This window comes from Burkholderia sp. 10_S31, from assembly GCF_056930375.1.
Map to the genome: position 1 here is coordinate 452,806 of NZ_JBXOWK010000001.1, position 12,400 is coordinate 465,205.

Sequence of the window (12,400 nt, forward strand, 5' to 3'; positions counted from 1 at the left end):
TGCCTCGGAGCAATTGCCTGAGGATCTGAAGCAAGAGCGGTCCGATGTGCGATACCCACTTAATTTTCGGCGAGTACCTCGAATCGGTAAGCGATTTCGGTTGGCGTGTCCGGGTTCAGTGCGAGTGCCGTTCGGACGCCTCGCGAGTTGATCGGATTGGGGCCGAGCGAGATCGCGCGGCCAAGCTCGAATGCGCTCGCAACCGGCTCGATGCCCACGCAGAGGTTGCGGCCGTTCCATGGCGCGTAGGCGCGTCCGCGGTTGCTGATCCACAACAGCAGTGACGGCAGCGCGTCGGCATCCCACGTCAGCCGGTAGCGTGTGCCGGTGGCGGTGTCATTCATCGTGACCGAACCGTCGATTCCGCAGAGCTGGAGGATTTCTTCCGTGGACTGCGCGAGCGGTAGCCGGTCAAACGCGCCGACGCCGCCGGCCGCCAGGGGTACGGACTCGAGCGTTTCGAAGGTCGCACCGGCGAGTGCGGTCGATACGCCGGGTTCGGGGCCTGCCGGATGCACCATCCCGAAACGGTACGTGCCCGGCTCGATTCGAAATGCGCCGGTAAGCGTGGGCAATGCGAGATTCGGATGGAGTCCGACGGGCAATGGAATCGATCTGCGCGCTTCGATGCGGAGCGTGATGTCCAGGGCGGCGCAAGCCGGATCGGCGCGCACGATGCGGGTGAGTCGCGCGATTGCCGACGTTTCCGGATATTCGATGCCGATTTCGATCTCATGCGGCGTCCGTCTGACGAGCGACCACGTGCCGGTGCACCCATAACCATGCTGCAGATCGTCGCTCGCATCACGTGCGGCGTCATGCGGGGTCGACGGCGTCGCAGCGGTTTCCCGCCAGCCGGCGGGCAGTTGATCGGGGGAGTATGGGACACCGAACGGTACGCACGGGAATTCGCTGCGCATGACGCCCAGCAGCCCGGAGGGTTGTGGTTCGGCTCGGCCGATCCACGGGGCTTCATAAAACGGACGGATCGTTCGGTTGCCTTGCTGAAGCGCAACGCCGCCAAGCATGCCTCCGGCTGCATGGAGATCGAACGCACCGTGCGTCCATTCGAGATGCCAGACTGTATCCATAGCTTCGTCAGGTGTAATCGGATAGGGCGTTGGGTCGATAGGAAGAGGCATGCTCGCGCGGATCAGTTCTCTTCCTCGCTCCAGCATGTGCCGTGTCTCGCCAGCAACGCGCTTGCCTGTGCGGGGCCCCAGTTTCCGGCGGAATACGGTCTGGGCTCCGTCTTCAAGCCGAGAATCGGCGCGACCCAGCGCCATGCGGCCTCCTGTTCGTCGCGACGCACGAACAGGGCGAGTCGGCCGGCGATCACGTCGAGCAACAGGCGCTGATACGCTTCCATCCGGTCTTGCTGAAAGAAGCGGTCGAACGCGAGGTCAAGGGAGACGCCTTGCAAGGTCATGCCGAGCCCCGGCCGCTTCGCGAGGGTGCTCAGGCGAATCGATTCGTCCGGTTGCAGCTGAATCGTCAGCCGGTTCGGCCCCGCCCAAAGTGCCGTCGGGCCGAGCGTCGAATGCGGCGGGCGCTTGAACGTAACGACGATCTCGGCCACGCGTCGCGCCAGTCGCTTGCCGGTGCGGAGGAAGAACGGAACACCGGCCCAGCGCCAGTTTTCGACCTCGGCCTTCAGCGCCACGAACGTTTCGGTCGTGCTGTCGGCCCGGATCCCGGATTCGTCGCGGTAGCCCGGTACCGGCTGCCCGCGGACCACGCCCGCGCGATACTGTCCGCGCACGACGTTCTGATGCAACGTTTCTTCGGTGAGCGGCTTGAGCGCGCGCAGCACGCGCAGCTTCTCGTCGCGGACCGCGTCGGCTTCCATCGAATGAGGCGGTTCCATGGCGACGATCGCGAGCAACTGCAGCAGATGGTTCTGCACCATGTCGCGCAGTGCGCCAGTCTGGTCGTAAAACCCGCCGCGCCCGCCGACGCCGAGTTCCTCGGCAACCGTGATCTGAATGTTGTCGATCCATTCGCGACGCCACAAAGGCTCGAACATCACGTTGCCGAACCGCAGCGCGAACAGGTTTTGCACGGCTTCCTTGCCGAGGTAATGATCGATACGGTAGATCTGCTCTTCCGAAAAGATCTGGCCGACCGCGTCGTTGATCGCCGTCGACGAGGCGAGATCGTAGCCCAGCGGTTTCTCGAGCACGATGCGCGAGGTCGGCTGGGCGAGCCCTGCCTGTGCCAGCGCGCGGCAGATCGGCACGAAAAGCGACGGCCCGGTCGCCAGATAAAAAATCTGGCGCGACGATGTCGGCGAAAGCACGCTGGCCAGGCGCGAGAAGCTGCCGGGCTGGCTTGCGTCAAGTGCCACGTACGAGAGCCGTGCGCAGAAATCGCGCCATGCGCTTTCGTCGAACCGGGCCTCCGTCAGGTGCGGCCGCACCGACGCGTCGACCCAGTCCAGGTAGCCGGCGGTATCGAGCTCGTTCTGCGCAACCGCGATGATGCGGCCTTCGGGGGCGAGCAGGCCATCGCGATGAGCGGAATAGAGCGCCGGCAGGATCTTGCGCATCGCGAGATCGCCGGTGCCGCCGAACAGCACGAATTCGAACGGCGCCGGGGTAGAGGAAGACGGGGTGTGCGCATTCATTGGGCTGCGCTCGCGGTTGCGATTGACGCTGCGATCAGCGCTTGTACTTCGGCCGCCGTCGGCGCATAGGCGCCGGCGCGCGAGGCGACGAGCGCCGCACAGGCGGCAGCGAATCGCAGATGCTCGGCCGCGGCGGCTTCCGGGTGCGTCAGCAGGCTTGCCATCCAGCTGCCGACGCATGCGTCGCCGCAGCCGACCGTGTCGGCGACCGTGACCTTGAATCCCGGCTGCACCACCGTTTCCTCGCCTGCGAAGAGTTCCATGCCAGCCGCTCCGCGCGTGACGAGTACCGCAGCCTGCGGTGCCCATGCACGGATTCGCGCGAGCGCAGCTGCCTCGTCGAGCTCGGGGAACAGGCCGGTGAGATCCTCGTCGGACACTTTGATGTAGTCCGAGAGACCTACCATCGTGCGCAAGGTGTCGCGGTACGACGGATCGGCCATCGGCGCGCGAAAGTTGGGGTCGAACGAAATCCGCTTGCCGGCAGCACGCACGACACGCGCAATGTCGATCAGACGCGACGCGAGGGGCTCGCGCACCAGGCCGAGGCAGCCGAAATGAACGATTTCGACGGCCTCGAGCCAGTCCGGAGGCAGTGCGGTCGGATCGAACGCGAGATCGGCGCTATTCTCGCCGACGAAGAAATACTGCGGCGGCCGCGTCGCTACCACCATGGCAAGAAGCGGCGCGCGGTCGACCTGCTGCGTGAAACGCATGTCGAGGCCGGCTTCGGCGCTCTTTCGCATGAGTTCGTCGCCGAATATGTCGGCGCTCACGGCACCGGCAAAGCCGGTCGGCGCGCCGAGGCGCGCGCCGACGCGCGCGACGTTCCAGCATGCGCCGCCGGCAACGCTGTGCCAGCGGTTCGTGTCGTCTCGAATGAAATCGGTCAGGGCTTCGCCGAAGATGACCAGTCGCGGTAACTTCATCATGGGATCCGGGATGTCAGGCCGCGGCGTGACGCTGCGTCTTGAAGCGGTTGATCAGTTGGTTCGTCGAACCGTCGTGCGAGTGAACCTGCCCTGGGGTGAGCAACTCGTCCTCAATCGCCACCGCGAGCTTCTTGCCGAGTTCGACGCCCCACTGGTCGAACGAATTGATCCGCCATACCACGCCTTGCACGTACACCTGGTGTTCGTACAGTGCGATCAGCGCGCCGAGCGACGCCGGATCGAGCGTGTCCAGGCAAATCGTGTTGGTGGGCCGGTCGCCTTCGAAATTGCGGTGCGGCTCGGTCGTCGAGCGCGATCCGTTCATCAATGCCTCGGACTGTGCGAAACAGTTTGCGACGAGGACGGCATGGTGATCGTCGAACGCGTGATGCGGCCGCATGCACACGATGAAGTCGGTAGGGATGATGGCGGTACCCTGGTGCAGGAGCTGGAAGAACGCGTGCTGCCCGTTCGTACCCGGCTCGCCCCAGATGACCGAACCGGTGGCGTAGTCGACGCGCTCGCCGCCGAGCGTCACCGACTTGCCGTTGCTTTCCATGTCGAGCTGCTGAAGATACGCGGGCAGCCGGTGCAGATAGTTGTCGTACGGCGCGATCAGATGGCTCGTCATGCCGAGGAAATTCTGATGCCAGATGCCGATCATCGCGAGCAGGACGGGCAGGTTGCGTTCGAGCGGGGCTTGCGCGAAGTGACGGTCCATCGCGTGCGCGCCGTCGAGCAGCTGCTCGAACGCATCCATGCCGGCCATGATCGCGATGGGCAGCCCGATGGCGGACCATAGCGAGTAACGTCCGCCCACCCAGTCCCAGAACTCGAACATGTTGTCGGTATCGATGCCGAATGCCGAAACGGCCGCGGCATTCGTCGAGACGGCGACGAAATGCTTCGCGATCGCCGAGTCCGGCATACCGCTTTCGAGCAGCCAGGCTCGGGCGGTGTGGGCGTTCATGAGCGTCTCGCGGGTCGTGAACGTTTTCGACGACACGATGAACAGCGTCGTTTCCCGGTTCACGCGCTTGAGCACTTCGGCGATGTCGGCCGCGTCGACATTCGAGACGAAATGCATCTGCAACCGTTCATGCGCGTACGGCTTGAGCGCCTCGCACACCATCTTGGGGCCCAGGTCCGAGCCGCCGATGCCGATATTGACGATATCGGTGATCTGACGGCCCGTATGACCGCGCCATTCACCGGAGCGCACGGCATCGGAGAAGCGCCGCATCCGGGCAAGCACGTCTTTCACTTGCCGCGACACGTCGACGTCGTCGACGATTCGCGGCGTACCCGAACGGTCACGCAGTGCGACGTGCAGCACCGCACGGTTTTCCGTGCGATTGATTCTCTCGCCGGCGAACATTGCGTTGCGATGCACGTCGACATCCGCCTCGCGGGCGAGCGCGACGAGCAGGGCGATGGTTTCGTCGTCGACAGGGTTCTTCGAGTAATCGACGAAGAGCCCGGCCGCCTCGAGGCTGAAGCGTGATGCGCGCGCCGAGTCGTGGTCGAATCGTGCACGGATCGAGACGCCGGACAACGCGTCCCGATGGCTGGCGAGCGCGCGCCACGCGCGCGTTTGGGTCAATGAGGTCATGTTCGTGTCAGGCCCGGAATGTGTTGGGACAGGTTAGTGCGAGCTCCAGCCCTTGTAGCTCTTCACGTTGTCGCGCGTGACGAGCGTCGGCTCGATCAGGATCATCGGGTTGGCCGGCTTCTGGCCGTTCATGATTCCGTAGCCGACGTTGACGGCCTGCTGCGCCATCGCCCACGGATCCTGGCTCGACGACGCCTGCACGAGCGTGTTGGACTTCAGCGCCACCTCGATGTCCGGCGCGCCGTCGACCGACGTGATCACCACGTTCGGGCGATTCAGCTGCTTCGCCGCGAGATCGCTGCCGATCGCCTGCGGGTCGTTGATCGTGAACACGCCGTCGAGCTTCGGAAAGCGCGTCAGGTAACCCTGCATCGTGTTCATCCCGCCTTCGCGCGAGCCCTTGCCGTCCTGGTCGCTCGACAGCAGCTTGATGCCCGGATTCTTCGCGAGCGCGGCCTTGCAGCCGTTCACGCGATCGATCACGGCCGACACCTGCGGGCCGTTCTCGATGATCACGTTCCCTTTACCGTTGAGCTTCTTCGCGAGGTAGTCGCACGCCAGCTCGCCGGCCTTCACGTTGTTGGTCTGCACGGTCGCGTTCGCGCCGGCGGCCGCGACGTCCACCGCGACGACCGTGATGCCGGCCGCCTGCGCCTTCTTCACCGCCGGCTCGATCGCCTTCGGATCGGTCGCGTTGAGCAGGATCATGTCGACGTGCGCGGAGATGAAGTTGTCGATCTGCGTGAACTGCTTGTTCAAGTCGTAGTCGGCCGATACCGCGGTGACCTTCGCGTTCGGATTGAGCTGTTTCGCGCGCGCTTCGGCGCCTTTCACGATCGTGACGAAGTACGGGTTGCCGAGCGATCCGACCGTGACGCCGATCGATTTCAGCGGCTTGTCGGCTGCATGGGCGGCGGCAGTGCCGAAGGCGAGCGCGCAGGCGACGGCGGTCAGGGCGGCTTGGTGCTTGAACATGTCGTTGTGTCTCCGGAAGGTCCGTTGGCGAACGGGCGCAGGAGGACCTGCCCGCGCCCCGATGGTTGAACGGTGAGGAATGCGTGTCAGGTACGAGCCGAGTCGCGCTGGCGATAGCGGTCGAGTGCCACCGCGCCGATGATCACGAGCCCCTTGATGATGTATTGCCAGATGTCGGACACGCCGAGCAGCACGAGGCCGTTGGTCAGCACCGCGATGATCAGCGCGCCGATCAGCGTGCCGACGATCGAGCCGACGCCACCGACGAAGCTCGTGCCGCCGAGGATCACCGCGGCGATCGCATCGAGCTCGTACGACTGGCCGAGCTGCAGGCCGTTGGCCGCATAGAGGCGCGCGGCCGACATCACCGCGCCGAGACCGGCGAGCAGGCCCGACGCCGCATACACGAACAGCTGGATCGCCCGCACGTTGATGCCCGACAGCCGTGCGGCTTCCGGGTTGCCGCCGACCGAATAGATCCGCATCCCGAGCACGGTGCGACGCAGGATGAACCACGACAGCGCGATCACGGCGCAGGCGATCACGACGAGCCACGGCACGCCGAGGATGGTGCCGTTGCCGATGAACGCGAACGGCAGTTGCGGGTTGAAGATGGTCGTGTCGTTGCCGATCAGGCGGGCGACCCCGCGCACGGCCGTCATCGCGCCGAGCGTGACGATGAACGGCGGCAGGCGCAGGAACGAGATCAGGCCGCCGTTGATCGCGCCGAACACGAGGCCGACGGCGAGCGCGATGGGCACGCCGAGCCAGCCCCAGCCGGGGATGGTCGAGGCGAGCAGCGCGGCGACGGCCGACGCGGCGAGCACCGAGCCGACCGACAGGTCGATGCCGCCCGTCAGGATCACGAAGGTCATGCCGGCGGCGAGCACGATGTTGATCGAGGCCTGCTGGGTGACGATCGACAGGTTCTGCAGCGTGAAGAAGCCGTCGGTCAGGAATCCGAAGCCGATGCAGAGGACCAGCAGAACCGGCAGCATGCCGGCGGTGCGCATCAGCGACTGCATGCGCGCGCGATGATCGGCGCCGCGCAAGAGCGGCGTACGGTTGGCCACCGGGGCCGTCGCGGAAGCGAGGTTCCGCTGCTTGGTCGGGTTGATCATTTCGGTACCTTGAATGAAGAGGGAAATGAAGGGGCCGTGGTCAGTGCGCGTCGGCGAGTTCGGCCTGCGAGCCGGTCGCGAGCGCGATGATGGCTTCCTGCGTGATCGGGGTGTGCGTGTGGCCGCCGAGTTCGCCGGCGATCTCGCCTTCGCGCATCACGAGCACGCGGTCGGCGACACCGATGATTTCCGGCAGTTCGCTCGAGATCACGATCACGCCGACGCCCGCGCGGGCCAGTTCGTTGATGATCCGGTAGATCTCGGATTTCGCGCCGATGTCGACGCCGCGGGTCGGTTCGTCGAGGATCAGCACGCGCGGCTTCGTCTCGAGCAGGCGCGACAGCAGCACTTTCTGCTGGTTGCCGCCCGACAGCGCGCCGACGTTGACGTTCGCGTGCGGCACGCGGATCGACAGCGAGGCGATCGCGTCGCGTGCGCGTTCGGCGCCGCGCGCGAGATCGAGCGCACCGAGCCGCGCATCGCGGTTGCATACGGAGATGTTGATGTTGTCGCGCACGCTCATGTCGAGGAACAGGCCCTGGCGCTTGCGGTCTTCGGTCAGGTAGATGAGGCCGGCGTCGATCGATTCGCGCGGCGAATGGGTGCCCAACGTGCGCTCGCCGAGCTTCACGTCGCCGCGGGTGCGCGTCTCCGCGCCGAAGATCAGCCGTGCGAGCTCGGTGCGGCCGGCGCCGACGAGCCCGGCGATGCCGAGCACCTCGCCGGCATGCAGGTCGAGGCTGCAGCCGCGCACGCGTTCGCCGTCGGCGATGTCGCGCACCGACAGCAGCAGGTGGCCGGGGTCGTACGGGGCATGTTCCTTCTTGTAGAAGCCGGAGATGTCGCGGCCCACCATCATCGCGACGAGCCGCTCGGCCGACAGCGATTCGCGCTCGAGCGTGCCGACGTACGAGCCGTCGCGCAGCACCGACACGCGGTCGGACAGTTCGTAGATTTCCGCCATCCGGTGGCTGATGTAGATGATCGCGAGCCCTTCCTCGCGCAGCTGGCGGATCAGGCCGAACAGATGCTCGGTCTCGCGCGAGGACAGCGGCGTCGTCGGTTCGTCCATCACGAGGATGCGAGCGCGGGTGTGCACGGCGCGGGCGATCTCGACGAGCTGCTGTTCGGCGATCGACAGCGTGCCGACGAGCGTGTCGGGCCCGAACGGCGCACCGAGGCGCGCGAGCACGTCCTGGCAGCCGCGCGCCATCGCCGCGCGGTCGATGGTGCCCCAGCGCCGGTTGCCGCGCCGCAGTTCGCGGCCGACGTAGATGTTTTCCGCGACGGTGAGGTTGGGTGACAGGCACAGCTCCTGGTAGATCACCGCGACGCCGGCATCGCGCGCGGCGAGCGGGCCGTCGACGTCGATGCGCTCGCCGTCGATCAGGATCTCGCCGCCGGCGTCGGCGCGGTAGGCACCCGAGAGGATCTTCATCAGCGTCGATTTGCCCGCGCCGTTCTCGCCCATCAGCGAATGAATCTCGCCGGGATAGACGGTCAGGCTGACGTTGTCGAGTGCGCGCACGGCCGGGAACGTCTTGCTGATTCCGCGCATCTCGAGCAGCGGTCGGGGCGAGTTAGAACGAGACATAGGCGACCTCTTGCGTATCCAGACCTGCACCTCTCAGAATCCCGGAGCGCGGTGAAAAGTTGAAGAACATCGGCAGCGTCGCGGCGCCGATCGCACCGGCGTCGGCACCGAACGTGCCGCGCACGAGTTCCGGAGCGCTGCGCGCTTCCGGCGTGATGTCGGCGAGCGCGACTTGCAGGCGTTGCATGAGCGTGTCGAGCAGGCCGGCATCGATGTCCGAATCGAGGACGACAACCGGCGAATCGAGTACCGACAGCACCGCGCGCAGGGCGAACGCGAGGGCATCGACACAGTCGTCGATCCATTCGTCGACGGCCGGCAGGCCGCGCGCGATGCAGTCATCGAGATCCGCGCGGTTCTCGACCGTCTCGCCGCAATAGCGCAGATGCCGGATCAGCGCGCTCAACGACGCACGCGTCAGGAGGATGTCCCAGGCGCCGTGCGGCGCGGGCGCCGAGCGCAGGCGACTCGGTTGCACGGGCATCACGGCGAAATCGCCGGCGTTGCCGGTGCGGCCATGCAGGCAGTCGCCGTCGATCGCGATCCCGCCACCGATGACCGGTCCGAGGAACAGATAGACGAAATTGTCGCGTTGACGGCCGCAGCCGTAGAAGAGCTCGGCGATCGCGGCGGCATTGCCGTCGTTCTCGCTGAACACCGGCAGCGGAATGACGCGGGCGAGTTCTCTGGCCAGGTCAATTTCCGCCCACGCGCGGAAGGCTTCGGCCGGAAGACCGAGTTCGCGCAGCCAGCTACCCAGGTTGAAAGGGTGGGCAACGCCGACGCCCGCCAGCCGATCGCGGTCCTGTGCGGGCAGAAGCCGTTGCAGTTCCTCGATGTCGCGGCGAACCAGTTCGAGCACGGTCGCGGGCGGCGGGAGAAGGGTGTCATGGGAGCGGCGGCCGATGACGTCGCCCGCGAAATTGACCAGCGCAGTTTCGATGCGCATGCGGTCTACGCGTACGCCGATGCCGAATGCCCCATTGGGATCGAGACGAATCAGCGACGCCGGCTGGCCGCGCTGGCCTTCGGTGCGGCCGGCGAATTCGATCAGCTTCGCGTCGGCAAGGGACGTGATGATGCTGCCGACCGCCGTGCCCGTCATGTTCGCGTGACGGGCGAGATCGGCCTTCGACGCACTGCCGGCACGGCGCAGCGCCTTCAGCAACAGGCGCTCGTTGTAACGGCGCACGTTGACCGAGTTGCTTCCCTGGCCGATGTGCGGGCTTCTCATGGCGTCTCCGTCTCCTTCCATATCGCGCCGTCTGTCGACGCATTAAATAAATCAAGTTGATTTATTTAAGCATGCGCCCTTGGCAAAGTCAGTTAGGTAAAACCCCGGAAGTGGCAGGGTCGCGGTCGACCATGGTTGGAAACCTCGATTAATCAGATGGTTGCCGTTCTCATCGGTTTCCTGTTCTTCCCGTCGATCCGTGCTGCTCGTGACTGCAGCGGGCGTGTCTCGCGCGATGTTTTGTAGGGTGTTTGTAATATTTATCTGGTTCGTGGCGTTCAGAGGGAGTCGAATGGCGCGGCACTGCTCGTCTCGGTACGGGGATTCGCGGCCGCCGGGCGGATTTGCTTTGCGACGTCATTTCACTCGAGACGGGAGCGCCGGAATGAAGCAGCGAACGTACGTTCCGGGTCTGCAAGCATCCAAAATCGATCTGCATCAGTGGCAGTCATCAATCGCGGAGTGGCGTGACCATGTGGGAGGTCTCCCAAAGACGACGTGTCCGAGAATTTCCGTGCCCAAGGAAACCTTTTCCGAGCGCCCATGGAAACGCAGCCGAAAGTCGTGACGTCTATCGCCACAGAGCCATCCATCGTCGAGCGACGTGGATGATCGTTCCGCTTCGATTCCACTGGAGAAATCACATGACACTCATGCACAAGCTATCCGTCGCGGCATTGCTTTCCACGCTGCCGCTTGCGGCCTCCGCGCAAGGGACGCAACTGACGGACCCGCAGATCGCGGCGATCGTCGTGACGGCCAACCAGGTCGACATCGATGCCGGCACCCTCGCGGAAAACACGACGCATACGAAACCGGTCAAGAACTTTGCCGAGTTGATGGTCACCGATCACACCAATGTGAACAAATCGGCGGTCGCGCTCGCGACCAGGCTGAACCTGAAACCGGAAACCAACGCGACGAGCGACGCGTTGAAGAAGGAGGGCGATGACAACGTCGCCGCGCTCAAGGCGCTCAAGGGGCATGCATTCGACAAGGCGTATGTCGATCACGAGGTGGCCTATCATCAACAGGTGATCGATGCGATGGACAAGATGCTCATTCCGTCGGCGAAGAACGACGAACTGAAGGCGCTGCTGGTGAAAGTGCGGCCGGCATTTGTTGCCCATCTCGAGCACGCTCGCGCGTTGCAATCAACACTCGGCGGCGGCAATGAGAAGAAGTCCTACTGAGCCCCGGCGCTCGACGGCGCGGCGGCGCGCCGCGTGCCGGTTCATCGTGCTGGCGGCGCTGGCGTGTGTGGCCGCGGACGTCGCGGGCGGCACGACGCACCGGATCACCATCGAAGGCATGCGCTTTAACCCGGCCAGCCTGACGGTCGAGCGCGGCGACACGATCGTCTGGGTCAACCGGGATCTCGTCGCGCACACGGCCACGGCAGCGGATGTGTTCGATTCGCACGAAATCGCACCCGATGCGTCGTGGACGTATGTCGCGAATACGCCAGGCCGCCATGCGTATATCTGCACGTTTCATCCTGCGATGAAAGCGACACTGATCGTAAAGGGCAAGCCATGATGCGCAATGCGGGCGATCGTGAATCGCCCACCGTGCCGCTTTCCGAGGAAGACGACCGCACGCTAGCCGCGCGCGTCGCGAGCGGCGACCGCGCTGCGTTTGAACAGTTGATGCGTCGCTACAACCGGCGGCTCTACCGGCTGGCCCGTGCGACGCTGCGCGACGACGCGGAAGCCGAGGACGCACTGCAGGAGGCCTATCTGGCGGCGTTCCGCGCGATTCCGCATTTTCGCGGTGACGCGTCGCTGTCGACCTGGCTATCGCGGCTCGTGCTCAACGAGTGCCATACGCGCCAGCGCCGCAGCGCACGGCGCGACACGATCGCGCCGATGGTCGCGCTGTCGGCGATCACCGACTTCGAGCGGGAAATCATGGATGCAGACCAGAACGAATCCCCGGACCGGGCGCTGATGCGAGCCGAATTGCGCGCATTGCTGGAGCGCAAGCTCGATGCATTGCCCGAAGCGTTTCGCATCGTGTTCGTGATGCGCTGCGTCGAGGAATTCAGCGTCGAGGAAACCGCCGAGTGCCTCGGCATACCCGAGGCGACCGTGCGCTCGCGGCATTTCCGCGCAAGGAGCCTGCTGCGCGAGTCGCTCGCGCGCGAAATCGACCTGGCCGAGCGCGACGTGTTTTCATTCGACGGGGAACGCTGCGACCGGATCGTGCTCGGGGTGCTGGCGAGAATCGGTCCGGTTTGACGGTCGGCGGCCGCGGCAACGGCCGATAGGCCGCCGAGCGTTTCAGATCGGTCGGGGAGGTGTCGC

The 12,400-nt window shown here is 65.2% G+C and carries 11 protein-coding genes; 3 read left to right on the top strand and 8 right to left on the bottom strand.

Annotation, left to right across the window (positions count from 1 at the left end):
• Positions 1-59 precede the first annotated feature (59 nt).
• The 8 genes from AC1Z3W_RS02085 to AC1Z3W_RS02120 form a co-directional block, all read right to left on the bottom strand.
• Positions 60-1,178, bottom strand: a complete 1,119-nt coding sequence (locus tag AC1Z3W_RS02085; protein ID WP_260428409.1) for an aldose epimerase family protein — start codon at positions 1,176-1,178, stop codon at positions 60-62.
• Positions 1,154-2,626 carry a glucose-6-phosphate dehydrogenase gene (gene zwf, locus AC1Z3W_RS02090; protein ID WP_124835532.1) on the bottom strand — a complete coding sequence of 491 codons (1,473 nt, stop codon included), beginning with the start codon at positions 2,624-2,626 and terminating at the stop codon, positions 1,154-1,156. Before zwf ends, AC1Z3W_RS02085 begins: the two co-directional genes overlap by 25 nt.
• Positions 2,623-3,555 carry a carbohydrate kinase family protein gene (locus tag AC1Z3W_RS02095; protein WP_483506821.1) on the bottom strand — a complete coding sequence of 311 codons (933 nt, stop codon included), beginning with the start codon at positions 3,553-3,555 and terminating at the stop codon, positions 2,623-2,625. The genes zwf and AC1Z3W_RS02095 overlap by 4 nt, the downstream gene beginning before the upstream one ends.
• Positions 3,556-3,571: 16 nt before the next feature.
• Entirely contained in the window at positions 3,572-5,170 is a 1,599-nt protein-coding gene (gene pgi / locus AC1Z3W_RS02100) for a glucose-6-phosphate isomerase (protein WP_175827228.1), read from the bottom strand.
• Between the two features lie 33 nt (positions 5,171-5,203).
• A complete protein-coding gene (locus tag AC1Z3W_RS02105) occupies positions 5,204-6,145 on the bottom strand; it encodes an ABC transporter substrate-binding protein (protein ID WP_483506824.1) in 942 nt (313 codons plus the stop codon).
• Positions 6,146-6,231: 86 nt separating this feature from the next.
• The gene (locus AC1Z3W_RS02110; RefSeq protein WP_057924349.1) at positions 6,232-7,266 is read right to left on the bottom strand and encodes an ABC transporter permease subunit; all 1,035 of its coding nucleotides are present in this window, start codon (positions 7,264-7,266) and stop codon (positions 6,232-6,234) included.
• A gap of 40 nt (positions 7,267-7,306) precedes the next feature.
• Positions 7,307-8,860, bottom strand: coding sequence for a sugar ABC transporter ATP-binding protein (locus tag AC1Z3W_RS02115; protein ID WP_124833086.1), 1,554 nt, complete (start codon positions 8,858-8,860; stop codon positions 7,307-7,309).
• On the bottom strand, positions 8,847-10,094 hold the full coding sequence (locus tag AC1Z3W_RS02120) for an ROK family protein (protein WP_057930274.1): 1,248 nt from the start codon (positions 10,092-10,094) through the stop codon (positions 8,847-8,849). The genes AC1Z3W_RS02115 and AC1Z3W_RS02120 overlap by 14 nt, the downstream gene beginning before the upstream one ends.
• Positions 10,095-10,738: 644 nt before the next feature.
• Between AC1Z3W_RS02120 and AC1Z3W_RS02125 the strand changes: the two genes are divergently transcribed.
• From AC1Z3W_RS02125 to AC1Z3W_RS02135, 3 genes are read left to right on the top strand one after another with little or no spacing between them, the layout of a single operon-like run.
• Positions 10,739-11,287, top strand: coding sequence for a DUF4142 domain-containing protein (locus tag AC1Z3W_RS02125; RefSeq protein WP_057930273.1), 549 nt, complete (start codon positions 10,739-10,741; stop codon positions 11,285-11,287).
• Positions 11,268-11,633 carry a cupredoxin domain-containing protein gene (locus tag AC1Z3W_RS02130; RefSeq protein ID WP_057930272.1) on the top strand — a complete coding sequence of 122 codons (366 nt, stop codon included), beginning with the start codon at positions 11,268-11,270 and terminating at the stop codon, positions 11,631-11,633. The genes AC1Z3W_RS02125 and AC1Z3W_RS02130 overlap by 20 nt, the downstream gene beginning before the upstream one ends.
• Positions 11,630-12,334, top strand: coding sequence for an RNA polymerase sigma factor (locus tag AC1Z3W_RS02135; RefSeq protein ID WP_057930271.1), 705 nt, complete (start codon positions 11,630-11,632; stop codon positions 12,332-12,334). The genes AC1Z3W_RS02130 and AC1Z3W_RS02135 overlap by 4 nt, the downstream gene beginning before the upstream one ends.
• Positions 12,335-12,400 lie beyond the last annotated feature (66 nt).